12 protein-coding genes are annotated in these 17,836 nt (G+C 54.6%); 5 read left to right on the forward strand and 7 right to left on the reverse strand.

Features of this window, described 5'->3' with window-relative positions; genetic code table 11:
• The first annotated feature begins 81 nt into the window (after window positions 1-81).
• Together BUA85_RS07880 and BUA85_RS07885 are read left to right on the forward strand one after the other, a co-directional pair.
• A complete protein-coding gene (locus BUA85_RS07880) occupies window positions 82-1,863 on the forward strand; it encodes an autotransporter assembly complex protein TamA (RefSeq protein ID WP_072900264.1) in 1,782 nt (593 codons plus the stop codon).
• On the forward strand, window positions 1,863-6,101 hold the full coding sequence (locus tag BUA85_RS07885; RefSeq protein ID WP_072900265.1) for a translocation/assembly module TamB domain-containing protein: 4,239 nt from the start codon (window positions 1,863-1,865) through the stop codon (window positions 6,099-6,101). Before BUA85_RS07880 ends, BUA85_RS07885 begins: the two co-directional genes overlap by 1 nt.
• Here BUA85_RS07885 and BUA85_RS07890 read toward each other — a convergent pair.
• The 4 genes from BUA85_RS07890 to BUA85_RS07905 form a co-directional block, all read right to left on the reverse strand.
• On the reverse strand, window positions 6,098-7,921 hold the full coding sequence (locus tag BUA85_RS07890) for an ABC transporter ATP-binding protein (protein ID WP_242649009.1): 1,824 nt from the start codon (window positions 7,919-7,921) through the stop codon (window positions 6,098-6,100). The genes BUA85_RS07885 and BUA85_RS07890 overlap by 4 nt on opposite strands.
• Before the next feature lies 1 nt (window position 7,922).
• Complete coding sequence (locus BUA85_RS07895; protein WP_072900267.1) at window positions 7,923-8,846, reverse strand: ABC transporter permease subunit; 924 nt, start codon at window positions 8,844-8,846, stop codon at window positions 7,923-7,925.
• Window position 8,847: 1 nt separating this feature from the next.
• Window positions 8,848-9,771 carry an oligopeptide ABC transporter permease OppB gene (gene oppB / locus BUA85_RS07900; RefSeq protein ID WP_072900268.1) on the reverse strand — a complete coding sequence of 308 codons (924 nt, stop codon included), beginning with the start codon at window positions 9,769-9,771 and terminating at the stop codon, window positions 8,848-8,850.
• Window positions 9,772-9,857: 86 nt separating this feature from the next.
• Complete coding sequence (locus BUA85_RS07905) at window positions 9,858-11,489, reverse strand: peptide ABC transporter substrate-binding protein (protein WP_072900269.1); 1,632 nt, start codon at window positions 11,487-11,489, stop codon at window positions 9,858-9,860.
• Window positions 11,490-11,833: 344 nt separating this feature from the next.
• Here BUA85_RS07905 and BUA85_RS07915 point away from each other — a divergent pair, with 344 nt between their 5' ends.
• Window positions 11,834-12,412, forward strand: a complete 579-nt coding sequence (locus tag BUA85_RS07915) for an RNA polymerase sigma factor (protein WP_072900271.1) — start codon at window positions 11,834-11,836, stop codon at window positions 12,410-12,412.
• Window positions 12,399-12,758, forward strand: a complete 360-nt coding sequence (locus tag BUA85_RS16515) for a DUF6768 family protein (protein WP_083526198.1) — start codon at window positions 12,399-12,401, stop codon at window positions 12,756-12,758. Before BUA85_RS07915 ends, BUA85_RS16515 begins: the two co-directional genes overlap by 14 nt.
• 38 nt (window positions 12,759-12,796) lie before the next feature.
• Here BUA85_RS16515 and acs read toward each other — a convergent pair whose 3' ends face one another.
• Window positions 12,797-14,746: an acetate--CoA ligase gene (gene acs, locus BUA85_RS07925; protein ID WP_072900272.1), complete on the reverse strand. Its 1,950-nt coding sequence runs from the start codon at window positions 14,744-14,746 to the stop codon at window positions 12,797-12,799.
• Window positions 14,747-14,976: 230 nt separating this feature from the next.
• On the opposite strand from acs, the gene BUA85_RS07930 reads away from it, so the two are divergent.
• Window positions 14,977-15,462: a YdcF family protein gene (locus BUA85_RS07930; protein ID WP_072900273.1), complete on the forward strand. Its 486-nt coding sequence runs from the start codon at window positions 14,977-14,979 to the stop codon at window positions 15,460-15,462.
• Here the strand turns inward: BUA85_RS07930 and BUA85_RS07935 are convergent.
• Window positions 15,459-17,546 (reverse strand): right-handed parallel beta-helix repeat-containing protein, encoded by a 2,088-nt coding sequence (locus BUA85_RS07935; protein WP_341350621.1) that lies wholly within the window; start codon window positions 17,544-17,546, stop codon window positions 15,459-15,461. The two genes, BUA85_RS07930 and BUA85_RS07935, sit on opposite strands and share 4 nt — an antisense overlap.
• On the reverse strand, window positions 17,547-17,747 hold the full coding sequence (locus tag BUA85_RS17065; RefSeq protein ID WP_341350622.1) for a hypothetical protein: 201 nt from the start codon (window positions 17,745-17,747) through the stop codon (window positions 17,547-17,549).
• Between the last annotated feature and the right edge of the window lie 89 nt (window positions 17,748-17,836).

Genomic DNA, 17,836 nt, shown 5'->3' on the forward strand with positions numbered 1-17,836 from the left:
TCAAAAAGAAAGTTGCGCTACGACATTTCCCTTCTGACGTGGAATGGCTAATGTCTAATTGAACGTTTGATTTGGGTGGGCATGAAACGCTTCGGGCTTCTTATTGGTCTCATGACGATTTGGGCATCGCCCGCGTCTTCCCAAGACGTTTCGCTTTTCGTGAATAGCGAAGATGAAGCGCTCGAACGGACCCTTCGGCAAGACTCACTCACCATCGAAACCGCTGGATTAGAAGAGGCAATTTCGCAAGATATTGTTGCCGCCGCTCTTGCCGACTATCGCAGATTGCTGACGGTTCTTTACGCCTATGGTTATTACGGCGGCACGATCTCGATCCTGATCGACGGGCGCGAAGCGGCAACGCTAGAACCCCTTTTCGCGCCGCCCCAGATTGCGCAAGTCAATATCTCCGTAAATCCGGGGCCATTGTTCGCATTCGGCTCGATCAACTACAGCCCGCTCGCTGAAGGGACAGAGCTGCCAAAAGACTTGGCAACCGATGAGCCCGCGCTGTCTGGATTGATCCAGGACGGCGCACAAGCGGGCGTCAACGAATGGCGCAACCGCGGCCACGCCAAAGCGGTGGTGACCAATCAAGCTATCGTTGCGAACCACATTGACACGCAGCTTAACGTGGCCGTGGCAATTTCACCCGGGCCTGTCCTGACCTTTGGGGAATTCACTGTCGCCGGTAACGAGAATGTCCGAACCGATGCAATTGAGAGGATCGCTGGGTTTCCGACGGGCGGGATCTATTCCCCTAAGGACATAGATACCGTCACCCAACGTCTGCGGCGCGCCGGTGCCTTTGACGGCGTTGCGTTGATCGAAGCCGAGGAGATCGGCCCAAATGACACTCTTGCGGTGACGGCGCAGGTTCGTGAATCAAAGCCGCGCCGTTTCGGGTTCTCCTTGGAATTCTCAAATGTTGAAGGTCTCCACGTGACCTCCTTTTGGATGCACCGAAATGCGTTCGGCGGCGCTGAACGTTTTCGCGTCGAGGGAGAGATCGCGGGCATCGGCGGGTTCACAGGCGGCGTGGACTACCGCCTTGCGACAAGCCTGAGTGTCCCAGCTATCTACGGCCCCGACACGACTCTCTTGGCGACAGCTAACGTCTCGCGTGAGGACGAACCCGACTATCTTCTGGATCGTCTCAGATTTGGTGTCGGCGCAACCCGCTTAATTGGGGATGACATCATCGGCCAAGCGGGCTTTGCGATCCTGCGAGCACGCGAAGCAACAGACATCGAGACCCGATCCTACACCCTTTTGACATTGCCGTTCGGGCTGGAGCTCGACCGCCGAGACAATGAGAAAGACGCAAAGTCGGGGTATTTTGTGGATACCCTCGCAACACCATTCATTGGGCTTCAAGGTGGTGGCGAGGGCGGGCGGATCGTATTGGACGCACGCGGATATCGCAGCATCGGATCGGACGACCAACTGACCTTAGCGGGCCGTTTGCAAGTCGGCAGTTTAATCGGCGCTGAAATTGAAAATACCCCTGCGGACTTCTTATTCTACTCCGGCGGTGGTGGCACGGTGCGGGGGCAACCTTACAATGATCTGGGTCTGACCGAAGGCGACGTCACAACCGGTGGCCGGTCATTCCTTGGCGCTCAACTGGAAGCACGATACGCAATCAGCGACAATCTCGGTGTCGTGGGCTTCTGGGATTATGGCTATGTCGGCAGCTCATCAACGCCCGGACAGTCTGGTGACTCCCATAGCGGTCTTGGCATCGGGGTCAGATATAACACCTTCATTGGCCCGCTTCGCCTCGATGTGGCGACACCCGCAGATGGGGATGACGCCTTTCGTGGTGTCGAGTTCTACATCGGCATAGGACAAGCATTCTGATGCGTTGGTTTATCCTATCCCTTCTCCTGTTCTGGCCAGTTGCCCTATGGGCTCAGTCGCAAGAGGAAGAAGACAAAGGCTTCATCACAAACCTTTTGGAAGAAAGCCTGTCGACCGAAAATCAAACCGTAACCATCGACGGGTTCAGCGGCGTTATCACCGGCAACCCCGGCTTTGACCGTCTGACAATTGCAGACGAGGATGGCGTTTGGCTCATTATGGAAAACGCCAAGCTGAAATGGCGCCAAACGGCGCTTGTTTTCGGCGCCATCGACATAAACGAGCTTTCCGCTGATCTACTCATCATCGAACGACGCCCTGTCGGCGAACCGAAGACCACGACGCCAACCGCGGAGGCCACCCCGTTCAGCCTCCCCGAACTTCCCCTCAGCGTGAAAGTAGACGGCTTTGTCATCGAACGCGTTGAACTAGGGGAGACAATTCTTGGCGAGGCTATCGATTTCACCGTCAACGGCAGTGCCGATTTGAATAACGGTGAGGGGTCCGTAGACCTGACGGCGACACGGCTCGATGACGTCGAGGGGCAGTTTCTTGTTGCTGGAAGTTACAGCAATGAAACGCAATTCCTCGATGTGAATGTCGATTTGCAGGAAGCACCAAGCGGGATTGTCTCGCATATGCTGCGCCTTCCGGGCGACCCGTCGGTTGAACTCAAGATCGAGGGCAACGGCCCGATCACCGATTTCACCGCGAGCCTTAGCCTCGCGACCAACGGTGTTGAGCGTCTGTCTGGAACTTTCACACTGAAAAGTGAAAACGGTACGCAAAGCATTATTCTCGCCCTAAATGGTGACATTACCCCCCTGCTCCCGCCTGAATACGCTGAATTCTTTGGACCTGATGTCTCTTTAGTTGCGTCGGTCCAATTGTCAGACGACGGGGCGATTGTTGTCGATCAGCTGGAGATGACAGCAGATCATTTACAGCTTGAAGGTTCTGCAGAGATCGCAAGTACCGGTTGGCCTCGTCGACTGGACTTAACCGGAACGATGGCCACACCTGATGGTTCGCCGGTCTTGTTACCGATCCCGGGCGAGAAGGTTTACGTTCAAGAAATGCAATTCGAAGTGGCCTTTGACGCATCAGTTTCTGATGAGTTCACAGTTTCTTTCGATCTGACTGATCTTTCGCGCGGCGACTTGAGCATTGAGACAATTGCGCTGGACGGTTCCGGCATTATTCGCGAATTGGAACGACAGTTTGACGCTAACTTCACATATCTGGCTGACGGCATCGCAGTCGGAAGCGAAGATTTGGGCGACGCTTTGGGCGAGCGGATCAATGGCGTTTTGGAAATTGCAAATGGACCCGACGGCGAGCTAGTTGTCGATAGTTTTACGCTCGAGGGACCAGGAATAGCCGCAGAAGCGAACGGGGTCATTCGGACCTCGGGCGGTCCAGAGATCGAAAGCCAAGTGAGTCTGCTTGCGTCTGACTTAGGGCGGTTTGCGGGACTGATTGGCCTGCCATTAGATGGCAGCGGCGCTCTCGAGATTTTGAGCACGGTCCGGCCACTTGATGGCATCTTTGATGTCCAGCTTCTCGGCGCCACTCAAGATTTGGCGATCGGCCAAGACCGGATCGATCCACTGCTCGCCGGACGCGGGAACGTCGCCGCTGATTTCGGCAGAGACACAACAGGTACCCGGGTCGACAATCTGTTCGTGGAAACGCCTGCGGTCAAAATCTCGGGACGTGCCATCCTGACCTCAATCGAAAGCGATGTCGCGCTAACGGCGGAAATTACAGACCTCGGTTTGGTCGAGCCTAGTATCTCCGGTGCCGCGAAAGTTGCAGTGAATGCATCACAGAACGAAGCGGGAGATTTTGTTTTTGATGCAGCGGGCGAGATACCAGATGCAACGCTTTCTGGAAGCGGTACATATAGCCTCAACGACACAGGCAACACGTTGCAAGGGCAAATCGAAGCCGCTGTCTCGGATTTGTCTACCTACGCTCGCATTGCCCAGCGCGACATAGGCGGCGCGATCGAACTGAGTGCCCAAGGCGTCCTGTTGGATGACGGACAGAGGATTGATGCGGAGATGACCGCGACGACCACTGACCTGCAAATCGGCGATGAAAGGATCGATCCGTTGCTACAGGGACCGGGTCGTTTGATCGCCGATCTCGCCCGTGTTGGGACAAATAGGTACCTTCTGAAAGAACTGTCGTTTGAAACAGATGCATTGACCTTGGATGCGAAAGGCGCAGCCAGTCTGCCTTCGGATATAGAAGGCGTATTGAGCGCAAACCTCTTGCAGCCAGAACTGGTCATTCCCGGCGTCACCGGCCCTATCTCAGCTGAGATCACCGCACGCAAAGTAGAAAATGAAACCGCGATCACGGCAGTTATCGAAGGCGAAGGAATAGACGTAAACGCAGACGTCGAATTGGTCCGAAACGAGGGCATCCTTTCTCTGGATGGCATGGCCTCCGCTATGATTGCTTCCCTCGAACCCTTTCAAGGCATCGCGGGCCTACCTCTTACTGGGAGCATCTCTGCGGACGTTAGCGGAAGCGTTCAGTCAGACCTGCAAGTCATCGACCTTGATGTTTCCGCCAGTGGTTCCGACCTGGGTATAGGCAATCCAACGGTCGACCAACTGATCGCAGGCGAAAGCAGTTTGAGCGGCTCGGTCGAGCGGGATGCAGGGACCTTCCTCCTTGAAGACTTCGTCGTCGAAACCGCCGAAGTTCAGATCAATGCGGATATCGAAACAGATGGTTCGGCCGGCACAGCTGATTTCTCTGCGCAGCTAAGAGATATTGGTCTTTTCACCGACGTCGTATCAGGCCCGTTGACAGCAACCGGCAACGCTCAAAGGAGTGCAGGCGTTTGGGACATAGACGTCGATGCGCAAGGCCCAGGCGGGATCAACGCGCAGGTCGATGGCCAAATATACGACGGCTTTGATCTCGACCTGATCGTGACAGGTGGCGGTCCGCTCGACCTTATGAACGACGCGATCGCACCGCGTCGCATTTCTGGATTTGCAGACGTCAATCTGGCCATCGTCGGCCCTCCAGCAGTGACGTCGGTCTCTGGCACCATATCCACGAGCGGTACGCGCCTTACGTTGCCTACCTTTGAAGAAGCGCTTGAAAATATCACTGGCCTCGTCCAACTCTCCAACGGCAACGCGGCCGTTGATATGACCGCCGCGGTGGTCACTGGAGGCGGGATAGAAATATCAGGCCCTGTTTCCCTGCAGGCCCCGTTCAACGGCGATATTTCAGTCGATATTAACAACGTCGTCCTGCGCGATCCTACGCTTTTCGAAACGAGTGTGGATGGCGGTATTCGCGTGCAAGGGCCGCTCGCAGGAGGTGCGACCATCTCGGGCGCTCTTGAGCTTGGCGAGACGGAAGTTCGCGTGCCGTCCTCGAGCGTTGGACGCTTAGGCGAATTGCCGGAGGTCATTCACATCGGGGAATCCGCTGCTGTAGATCAAACCATCGCCCGAGCCGGTTTGACCGCCCCGCAATCCACCAAGGTGAATACTGCGAACTCCGGACCAGCCTATCGTTTGGACATCTCGGTCAACGCGCCATCTCGCATATTCATCCGCGGGCGCGGCTTGGACGCGGAGCTTGGCGGCGGGCTGACATTGGCTGGCACAACCAACATTGTCGCACCAATTGGACAGTTTGATTTGATCCGCGGCCGATTGAGTATCCTGACGCAACGGTTCGATCTGACCGAGGGAAGTGCCACGATCCAAGGGGACTTCATTCCTTACATCCGGCTCGTCGCCGAAACCGAGGCCCCGACCGGCACGAACATTAGGATCATCATCGAAGGGCCGCTCTCTGAACCGGAAATCGGACTTGAGTCTGACCCTGACTTGCCACCCGACGAAGCCCTCGCACAATTGATCTTTGGGCGAAACTTGGACGAAATCACACCTTTCCAAGCGGTACGATTGGCATCAGCCGTGAGTACCTTGGCCGGAAACGGCGGAGGCGCCTTAAACAGCTTCCGCGAAGACCTTGGCTTGGACGACTTTGACATCATCCTCGACGGCGATGGAAATGCGGCCGTCCGCGCTGGCGCGTATTTGGGTGAGAACCTCTATACCGACGTGACAGTCTCAAGTGACGGTTCAACCGAGATCAACTTGAACTTGGATATATCGCCAAGCGTCACCGCCAAAGGCACCGTCGACAGCGACGGTGAATCCAGTATCGGGATATTCTTTGAGCGGGATTATTAACTCGCTAGCTGCCGAGCTTCAGTTTCCATGATCTCTTCTAAGCTATCATGCTCGGCGACCCAATGTCCGGGTGCAACTTCGTTGAGTTGCGGGCGGTAGTTTGGGTCGCAGTGCCGTTTCGACGGCAAAAAGCGAAGGCCCGCACCTGGATCCAGTGGTGAAGGCAACTCCCCTGGCAACTGGATGCGTGGTCTGGTCCGTTCAATACGCGGATCAGGAATGGGTACCGCTGAAATCAATGATTTTGTGTAGGGGTGAATTGGGTTCGTATAGATCGTATCCCTATCAGCAAGCTCGACCACGCGCCCAAGATACAACACCATGATCCGGTGCGATATGTCGCGCACCACGGACAAATCATGGCTGATGAACATCATAGAAAGACCCATGTCGGTTTGGAACTCTTTCAGCAAGGCGACAATCTGCGCTTGGATTGACACATCCAACGCACTTACAGCTTCATCACAGATTACCAATTCAGGGCGGTTGATCATTGCTCGTGCAATGCCAACACGCTGGTTCTGGCCGCCCGACAACTCATGCGGATAACGGTTGATCATGTTGCGATCCAAGCCGACCCGCTCCATCATCTCAGCAACCTTGTGCATCCGCTCATTCGACGACAGCTCAGCTTGGAATGTCTTCAACGGCTCAGCAATGGAGGCAGCAATGGTCATCCGCGGGTTAAGGCTTGCCAGCGGGTCTTGGAGCACAATCTGCAAATCTTTGCGCAATGGTTTCATCGCTTGGCGGTCAAGCCCCGCGGTTTCGCGCCCCATCCATAAGACCGAGCCTGTGGTCGGTGGCACCAGCTGCAAGACTGCACGTGCAAGCGTGGACTTGCCACAACCGGACTCACCGACGATACCCAGTGTTTCCCCACGCGCGAGATCAAAACTGATCCCATCTACAGCGCGGAGGGGCAGCTTTTTGCCAAACAGCCCACCCGCAACACGAATGTCGAACTTCACATTCATATCTTTGACGTTGAGGATATTTTCGGACTGCGTCAGCGTCACTTCCGCTGCCTCATGTGGTCGGTCGATCCGCGGCATCGCGTCAAGCAACATGCGCGTATAGGGGTGCTGCGGGTTGTGGAACAACGCGTCGATTTGGCCTTCTTCCACGTATTCACCGTGGCGCATGACAGCAACCCGGTCGCACATACGCGCAACCACGCCCATATCATGCGTGATCAAGGCAATCGCGGTGTTCTCCTCTTTCTGCAGGTTCGCCATAAGATCGAGGATTTCAGCCTGAACCGTCACGTCCAAAGCCGTGGTGGGTTCATCCGCAATCAACAGCTTTGGCGAACACAGCATCGCCATAGCGATCATGACCCGCTGTCGCATCCCGCCAGACAGCTGGTGGGGGTACTGATCAATCCGATGTTTGGCCTCAGGAATACGCACCCGCTCCAACCAATCGAGGCACAACTTCTTGGCTTCCGCGCCACTTAAGTTCCGGTGAACATCCAGAACTTCACGCATTTGTTGGCCAACGGTCAGATGCGGCGTAAGCGAGGTCAAAGGGTCCTGAAAGATCATCGCGACATCAGCGCCTCGAACCTTATTCGCCTCGGCGACAGAGACGTTCAGCATTTCCTGACCGTTGAACGTTGCAGAGCCCGTGGCCGCACCATTCTTCGCCAGCAAACCCATGATCGCCATCATAGTTTGGCTCTTACCCGATCCGCTTTCCCCCACGATGCCAAGGCATTCACCAGGTTCAATCGACAGGTTTATGCCCTTAACGGCCTCGACATCTCCATCCGGTGTTTCGAACGTTATCGATAGGTTCTTTACATCTAACAGAGCCATTTCAGCGGTCCTTCGGGTCGAGAGCATCGCGCAAGCCGTCACCTACGAAGAAGAAAGCGAAGATCGTGATCACGAAGAAAGCGATTGGGAAATACAGTTGCCATGTCAGCCCATACTGCATTTGCTCCGCCCCTTCGGAAATCAAAGCGCCAAGCGAGGTATTCGGCTCTTGCACACCAAGACCAAGAAAGCTGATGAAGCTTTCAAAAATAATCAGCGACGGGATCAAAAGCGTCGCATAGACGATGACGATTCCGAGCAGGTTCGGCACAACGTGACGCAAGATGATCCGAAGCGGATGCACTCCTGTTGCCACGGCGACTTCAACGAATTCTTTGTTCTTGATCGAAAGCGTTTGGCCTCGCGCAATCCGCGCCATGTCGAGCCATGAGATCAAACCAATGCCAACGAACAGCATGAAAATGGAGCGACCAAAGATCACCAGCATCAAGATCAGAACGAACATGAATGGGATCGACATCAGGATGTCGACAAAACGCATCATCACATTGTCGATCTTGCCACCAAAATACCCGGCCGACGCACCAAACAGCGTGCCGACGACGACAGCCACGAGCGCGCCAACGATACCAACCATCAAAGAGATACCTGTGCCCTGAACAACGCGGGCATAAAGATCGCGACCAGAACTATCTGTTCCGAAATAATGTCCGGTTTCAATCGATGGGACGCCCTTATAGGCGTTGCTACCAATCAATGTGAAATCGACAAAATCACGCTCATACTGGGCAAGCAAACCCCCAAAGAGCGCAAATAGACCTAAAGCAATCAGCACGAAAAGCGACGCAGTCGCAGCTTTGTTCCGAAAAAAACGCGCGCGGGCATCCGCCCAAAGCGAACGACCTTTGACGGCCTCGATGGGCACGTCTTCCAGCTGGGATACTGCGTTTCTGTTTAGAAGCATCTTAGTACCTAATCTTCGGATCGATCCATGCGTAAAGCAGGTCCACGACCAGGTTGAACATTATGGTCAGGGCGCCAACGAGGATCGTGATACCCATGATGACGGAGTAGTCTCGGTTAAAGGCGGAGTTCACGAAGTACTGCCCGATCCCGCCAGTGGAGAAAAACACATCGATCAAAACCGACCCCGTGATCATACCCACGAATGCCGGCCCCAGATAAGACAGCACTGGCATCAACGTCGGCTTCATAGCGTGCCGGACAATAATCTGCTGTTTCGGAAGCCCTTTGGCCTGAGCCGTTCGGATGAAGTTGGTGTTCAAGACTTCTAGCATCGAAGATCGGGTGATCCGCGCAATCGACGCCATGTAAGAGGTGGCAAGAGCTGTCACAGGAAGGATCACGTAATTCCACTGTCCGCCCTCCCAGCCACCGCCCGGTAGCCATCCCAAATAAAGCGTGAAGAACATGATGAGCAACGGCGCCATAACGAAGTTCGGCAACACCTGTGCGCCAATCGAAATGCCGACTGCTGTATAGTCGAGCCATGTGTTTTGGCGGATAGCAGCTGCAACGCCAAGCGAGATACCAAAAGTGACGGCAATCACGAATGACCAAAACCCGTAGGTCAATGTCACAGGGAAACCCTGTGCGATGATGTCGTTTACTGTGCGGTTCTTGTACTGGAATGAAGGCCCAAAATCGAACTGTGTGGTTACGTTCCAGACGTAGGTCGCGATCTGTTTCCAGAACGGTTGGTCCAGCCCGTATTTGGCTTCGATGTTTGCCATCACTTCGGGCGGTAGTGGTCGGTCAGAGTTAAACGGTCCACCGGGCGCGGTGTACATCAGGATGAAACTGAGGACCACGAGGATCAGCAGAACAGGGATCGCGATGGCAAGCCGCCGCAGGATATAGCCTAGCATTCGAAAAGGTTCCGCATCTGTCTAACGACAAAAAGAAGTGCCGCGCCCCTACTTTGAGTAGAGGCGCGGCGCAAGGTCAAAGCTGATTATTCAGCGACTTTGTAGAGCTGGCGAGAATACCAGTTCTGCTGGAAGTTATCGAACGGCCAGCCTTTTAGGTCTTCCGCAAACATCTTCACCGATGCGTAGTGATAGATTGGAATGATCGGTGTGTCCTGAGCGATAAACTCTTCCACGCGGTCATAGTTCGGCTGCGGATTATCGGCTGTTTTTGCTTCTGCCAGCAACGCGTCAACTTCTGCGTTCACGTATTTGGAGTCGTTATAGCCGGAACCGGAGTCCATCAGATCTAGGAATGTGGACGCTTCGTTGTAGTCCGCACACCAGCCGCCTCGAGCAACTTCATAGTCACCGTTAGAGCGTGCTTCGAGGAATGTCTGCCATTCCTGATTGGCCAATGTGGTTTCAACACCAAGTGTCTGCTTCCACATCTGGGACACAGCAATCGCGACAGATTTGTGGCTTTCAGAGGTGTTGTAGACAAGGTCAATTTCAAGACCACCGTCAGCATAACCTGCTTCTGCCATCAGCTCTTTGGCCATCGCATTCCGTTCTTCCTGCGTCATGGAAGCCATTGGAATGTTTGGAGTTTCAAAGCCTGCCGTTGCCCAATGTGTGAACGTATATGCAGATTCCTGACCACCGGCGAGGACGTTTTCGGTGATGATATCACGGTCAATCGCAAGGCTCAGCGCCTTACGAACGTTGGCATCCTGGATTTCTTCAGGCGCACCATCACGCAGGTTGAACATGTAGTAGTAAGAACATGCGAGCGGAACAGAGACCGCTTGCTCTGGGTACTCTGCCTGCAGACGAGGGAACTGACCAGCAGGCACATCGGTGCGGTCCAATTCGCCTGCAAGGTAGCGGGTCAAAGCAACCGCTTCGTCGTTGATGATCAGTGATGTCACAGAGTCAATGATCGTTGCATCATTGTCCCAGTAGCTCTCGTTCCGAACGCGGACGAGCTTTTCCTGCGGCACATGCTCAGACAGAACATAAGCACCGTTTGACACCATGTTGCCCGGCTTCGTCCAATCGTCGCCATGGGCTTCGATGGTTGCCTGATGTACAGGGAAGGTTGTGAAATGTGTGGTCATTTGCGCGAAGTATGGCAATGGCTGCGTCAGACGAACTTCCAAAGTTGTATCGTCGATCGCAGTAACACCAAGTTCCGACGGATCAACGTCACCAGCTATAACTTCGGACGCGTTTTCAAGCGACATCAACTCGATGAACCAAGAATATGGGGACGCAAGCTCAGGAGACGCGGCACGCTTCCATGCATATTCAAAATCACCGGCAGTCACCGTATCACCGTTTGACCATTTAGCGTTGTCGCGCAGGGTAAAGGTGTAAACGAGGCCGTCATCGCTTGAGGCGAAACTGGTCGCAACACCAGGAACAAGCGTGCCGTCAGGTGCTTGGTTCATCAGGCCCTCAAAAAGGTCGCGCAGAATGTCGCCGCCGGCACTGTCTTCCGCCGTGCCCGGATCGATGGATGGGCTTTCATCCAGATCGCGATAAGTAAAGGACTGGTCCGAGGCGAGCGTTTCGCCGGTGACTGGGTGTGTTGCATGGCCATCTGCCCATGCAGCGCTACCAACTGCAATCAATGAGACCGCTGTTGTGGCTGTTAAAATTGATTTCAATGTCATGAATTGTCTCCCATTCAGAGGGTCCTCTTACGTGACCCTTCGTTTCATCATGTCACGCGCCCTACAGGCGCCGATAAAATATCCAACGACTAGATCATTGAAATGGCAAGGGAGATTTCGACCTGACCCGACGTTAAGGTCAACTTTTGCCGGAGACGCGAAATAAGCTGCAAGATCGCAAGAGATACGGGAAACTTTCGACAAGTCGGGCTTCGCGAATTCGGATCAAGCTCGGCAAATGGCCCAAAATCGGTGGTTTGAGATTGATTCGCGACATTTCCAACCACACTCGGACCTAAAAAATAGCTTTGAACCGGTCCGCGCTTTGCGCACACTTAAGAGATATGAAAAGCGAATTGGCATCCAACCGGGCGAAAGAACGTGCGTTAGAAGCGTATCTATTGTCATCCGCCAAGCTTGGCAACGAGCGGGCGATGGCCCAACTCGTTCGCTTGCTTTCGCCTGTGATGATGCGCCATGCCACACGTCTGACCGGTGATACAGAACAGGCTAAGGATATGGTGCAGGCTGCTTGGGCCGACATTTTCAGATCGCTGGATACCGTGAAGAATCCAGAAGCGATCCGGGCGTTTGCGCTACAAATTGTGACGCGCAAAGTCGCGGCGGTTATCAGGGCAAAGCAGAAAGAACGATCCCTGAAAACCGCGCTGACCGATGAACACCAAGACGTGGGTCAGCCCTTGGGTGAAATCGCCGCCGATGCCTATTCTGTTCGCAAAGCGATCAACCAACTGTCCAAGGATCATCAGGCGATCCTTGCGCTTTTCTACCTCGAAGACATGACCACATCGGAAGTTGCAGCGGCGCTGAACATCCCCGTGGGAACTGTCAAAACACGCCTTATGCACGCGCGCAGCAATCTGCGGGCCATTTTGGAAGGATCGAACCATGGCAAAAATTGATGACCTCATTCGTGACGCTTTGGATGAAAAAGACCGCGAGATGATGAAGGAAACAGACGAACTGGGGTATTTTGAACTGGGGCTCAGCCAGTTTTCTGGCAAGCTCGGTTGGGTGACTTGGGTGATCATGATCGTACAGGCTACGCTGTTCTTTATTGGCGTCTGGTGCGCCTATAATTTCTTTGGAACGACAGAAGTACTGGCCGCAGTCAAATGGGGCATCTCTGGCGGAGTGCTGATCATCGTCGCCGCATCGTTAAAGTTCAGCTTGATGCCACAAATACAGGCCGACCGGATCATTCGAGAGGTCAAACGCGTGGAACTGATGTTGGCGAGCCGCAGCTGATACGAAAAGGCCCGGAAGTTTCTCCGAGCCTTTTGCATTTATTTGTTCATCCGGTTTTCGATCAGGTCATCAACGACCGATGGATCCGCGAGGGTCGATGTATCCCCCAGCGCACCGAAGTCATCCTCCGCGATCTTGCGCAGGATACGGCGCATGATCTTGCCGGACCGAGTCTTTGGAAGTCCCGGCGCCCACTGGATCAAATCGGGTTTGGCAATCGGACCGATCTCTGACCGCACCCAAGTTTCCAGCTCTTTGCGCAACTCTTCAGACGGCTCTTCTCCGCCCATCAAGGTCACATAGGCATAAATTCCCTGCCCTTTGATGTCGTGCGGATAGCCAACAACTGCGCTTTCCGCGACTTTCGGATGCGCCACCAGAGCGCTTTCAACCTCAGCCGTGCCCATCCGGTGACCCGAGACGTTGATCACATCGTCCACGCGGCCCGTGATCCAATAGTACCCATCTTCGTCGCGACGGCAGCCGTCACCAGTGAAGTAATAGTTTTTGTAGTCCGCAAAATAGGTCTTCTCAAACCGCTCATGATCGCCCCAAACCGTGCGCATCTGAGCAGGCCAGCTGTCTTTCATACAAAGCACGCCTTCGGCCGCTGTATCGTTAATCTCTTCGCCCGTTGTCGGCTCGAGGATCACGGGCTGGATGCCAAAGAATGGCAATGTGGCGGAACCTGGTTTGGTTGTGGTCGCACCTGGAAGCGGGGTCAGCAAGTGACCACCGGTTTCTGTCTGCCACCATGTGTCGACAATCGGGACATTCCCGCCGCCGACAACCTCATGATACCAATTCCATGCCTCTGGGTTGATCGGTTCGCCAACCGTTCCTAGCACTTTCAAATCGCTCAGATCGTACTTGCTGACCCACTCATCGCCCTGCCCCATCAGAGCACGGATCGCGGTTGGCGCCGTATAGAATTGGTTCACCTTATGTTTCTGGCACACAGCCCAAAAACGACCAGCATCCGGATAAGTCGGCACACCTTCGAACATCACAGTCGTCGCGCCATTCGCTAGTGGGCCATAGACGATATAGCTGTGGCCCGTGACCCAGCCGACATCAGCGGTACACCAGAAGATGTCGCCGTCGTGGTAATCAAACGTATATTGATGCGTCATGGAGGCATAAACGATGTAGCCGCCTGTCGTATGCACAACGCCTTTCGGCATCCCTGTGGAGCCAGAGGTGTATAGGATAAACAGCGGATCTTCGGCGTTCATTTCCTCGGGTGGGCAATCGGCGCTGACGGTTTCTTCCACCTCATGCAGCCAGTAATCGCGCCCCGCAGTCATTGGAACGTCACCGCCAGTGCGACGCACGACGAGCATCTTGCAATCAACTTCAATCTTCTCAAACGCTGTATCCGCATTGGTCTTCAATGGCGTATTTCGACCACCGCGTGGCGCTTCATCCGCTGTGATGACGACTTTCGCTTCCGACCCGTTCACGCGTGCAGCCAAAGCGTCAGCAGAAAAGCCTGCAAAAACGACCGAGTGGATGGCACCAATCCGCGCACAGGCCAGCATAGCATAGGCCGCTTGCGGGATCATCGGCATGTAAATCACCACACGATCGCCTTTGCCAACGCCGAGTTCTTTCAAAACATTGGAGAATTTGCTGACGTCGTGATGCAACTGGTTGTAGGTGATATGCTGCGCTTCATCCTCTGGGCTATCCGGTTCCCAAATAATCGCCGTCTGATCACCACGCTCGGCCAAATGCCGATCAATGCAGTTGGCGGCCACATTGAGACTACCATCTTCAAACCACTTGATGCTGACGTTCCCCGGCGCATAGCTAACGTCTTTCACCTTGGAATAGGGCTTGATCCAATCGACGCGCTGACCATGTTCCCGCCAAAAACCTTCAGGATCAGACACAGATTGCGCATACATCTCATCATATTTTGCTTTATCCGCATGAGCGCCTGACGCCATAGCGTCTGAGGGTGGATAGGTGGTATCGGCTGACATGTGGACCTCCCCTGTCGTCGTCTGTTTCGCCACGTGAGTGGCAGGCCAGAATCTGGCCTCCTCCGCCGCGCATCATGGGCAAAATGCGCCGAATGCCAAGAGCGGTTCTGGGTCCAGGCAAAGGTTATTGTAAAGTTCTATGACAAATTGGGAGGCCCGCAGACATTTTCTTGACTCCTGCGCGACTGTTTTTCCTTTCCCGAGCAAGCAACATACAATAGCTCCTAAGCATGGGTGTAATTGTCGTTTTGGGAGCCGCTGTTTGGCCAAATGGCCCGTCGCCGACGCTCCGGCGGAGGGCGCTACACGCAGCAGCGCTTTGGGAACAAGATCAAGAGGCTTGGGTCATCGGAACCGGCGGCGTAGGGAAGCACTCCCCTGCCGAAGCAACCGTAATCAGAGATATTTTGGTTGAGCGCGGTGTCGCACCTGAAAAAATCATGCAAGAGTCCCATTCGACCACGACCCTCGAAAACATCAAATTCGCCCTTCCGATGATCCGCCTTTTGGATGCGGGCAAGGTCACAATCGTGACTGACGGCTACCATGCCAAACGCGCCCTGATGGTCGCACAGCATTTTGATCTGGACGCGCAAACATCCAGCCCAACGTTAAGCACCACGGGATTTGCCGACGCGACCCGCCGCCACACCCGCGAAACCTTTGCGCGGCTCAGCTACCGCGCGAAACTTCGAAATCGACCGAAGCAGGGCTAGAGCGGGTTATCCATCCGCGCAGTGAAACGGATCGTGCCTTTGACCGCAGACGGCCAAACAAACCGCACCTGTGTGTTATCAGGCCCGTAAGAAGAATCCGCCCACGGCTGCTCAAAGACATCCGAGTTTGACCCAGTCTGCACTGGTCCGTTCGGCATGACCGCATCCACAAATCGCGCTCGCCCGCCAAATGGCAATCTTGGTGCTGTTTCTGCGACCCAAGTCTGAGACGCCGACGACTGAGTATGGGTCAGCGACGCCGGATTCTGAACAATTTCACTGATGTTGTGGAATGTATTCCCGCTAAACGTCACCGCGCGCATCCGCGTATAGTCCAAATCGGCAAAACTCGTATCGACCCCATCAACACGGTCGATATTGCCATTCGTCGACCGAAACACGTTGCTCACCACCGAAAGCCCATGAATGAAGTGTCCTGGCCCATAAGGCTTAACAACAATGAAGTTAAACCAAGGTGCGGTATCACTGCTGAGGAAACTGTTGCCCGTAATCGTCAAACCGCCGAAGCTGAACTGGTTCCCCTGAGCGGGCTCTTCTTCGTGCTCATTCGTCAGTTCGATGAAATTATTGTCGCAATAGTTGCCGGTCACAACACTGCGGCAATTCGGTAAGGTAAACACGATCCCCGCCTTGCGGACACCCGCGGGCTCACTATCCCCATGGAACCAATGGTTGCCCGAAACCAGATTGCCACCCCCTGCCAAGATGCAGAAATGCTTAAACAAAGACACACGGTTGTCGCGGATTTTCACGTCGTTGGCGTTACAATTAAAGGCAATCGTCGTGCGGTTTTGTACCGCCAAAGGCTGTTCGTTTGAAACGAAATTACAGCGGTCGATCATCATCCCCTGACAGCCACGGCCAATCGAGGTGATCCCGCGATCCTTCGGCTTGGTGATAAAGCAGTCCTTCACATGAAACGTTAGGCCCTGTGGCGCGAGCATGATCGCACTGGCGTCGCCGCTGCACTGGAAATCAATGTCATCCAGCACGAATTGCGCTAGATCGTCATAGCCAGAGAAATCCAACATGTATTTGAAACGCGTGAAGGTGAACGTCTGCGTCCCCGCAGCATCATACAGCGGCTGGCTCAGCTCGACAGTTTGCTGACCCACGTTCTTGGACGTAACATAAACCTCGCGCCCGACACCTGTGCCTTGGACAAGCGCACCAACAGCAACATTGGCCACGTCGATGACGTTGCTCAGCCGGTTCGACGTACCCGTCGCATATGTGGCCTGAGACGTCACAACATCTGTATCCCACGCAGCCCCTGCAATTGGCTGGAACTGCCCATTTCGTACCACGCGGCGGGTCGCAAAAACTGTCCGCGTTGGATCGCATGCCTGCATATCCAAAGGCTCTGATAGCGAAATCCGGCGGCCGCCGAGATCGAGAGACTCATGATCCGAAAAGTTCAGCAGTCCCTGATAGGCTTTTCTGAACGCCAATTCTTCGCTGCCAAAGGCATCAACATAGGTCAGATAGTCAAAGTTCTTTTGCAAAATGAACCGATCGGCAGCGTCTTGCGTCACCTTGCCTTCAAACCGAACACGCGATTGCATCGTGACGCTGCGCCCAAGGCGATAAACCCCGTCGGAAATCAGAACCTCGCGCCCCGCTGCCGCGGCATCCGCAGCAACGAACGCATCCGCGTCATCCGTCGTCCCATCGCCAATCGCACCATAGTCGCGCACATCAACCGTCGCCATAAGTTTGCGGTGAAAGGCCGAAGTAATGTCTTCAATGATCAGGTCATCCACACGGACCACGCCGCCATTCGGGCCAGTCAGATCAATTCCGTAATGACCGTAGGCGGCCTCGTTCCACACAAGGTCCACTCCTGTGCGATCTCCTGTCCCTACAATCGCTGAAATCTCAACAATGTCTCCGTAAGTCGTCAGCGTCGTCGACGGGCCGGATGTCGCCTCTCCTGTCGCTTCCGCACCACCATTCAAACCAGCCCAAGCCGCAATCCGCACAGTCGGGAAATCACCTGCAATCGCCTTCACCCGGGCGGTGATCCGCAGATAACAACCTGGCAAAATCGGCGTCTCACCCATCTAGCGGAGCCGCATTGTTGATTGCGTCTTGCTCAACTCCAAACAGCCGCCAAAATCCTGATCCGCCGGAACAAACACGCCGTCGCCATTGGTGGCATATGTGTCCGACCCGGGTGCGCCGTCACCGCTCGACCATACGCCAAGACCTGCCGAAAATGGCAGCGGCATCAAAACGATTCCGTCGGTAATTGCCTTGTTCATGAAAACCCCTTTCTGGTGGCGGCGCACCATCAAAGGGGAAATCCCGTTGTGCAGCGGCCCATTGCATCGAAGGGCCAATCGCTTGGCCA

Source organism: Cognatiyoonia sediminum, assembly GCF_900129845.1.
GTDB classification, from domain to species: Bacteria; Pseudomonadota; Alphaproteobacteria; order Rhodobacterales; family Rhodobacteraceae; genus Cognatiyoonia; species Cognatiyoonia sediminum.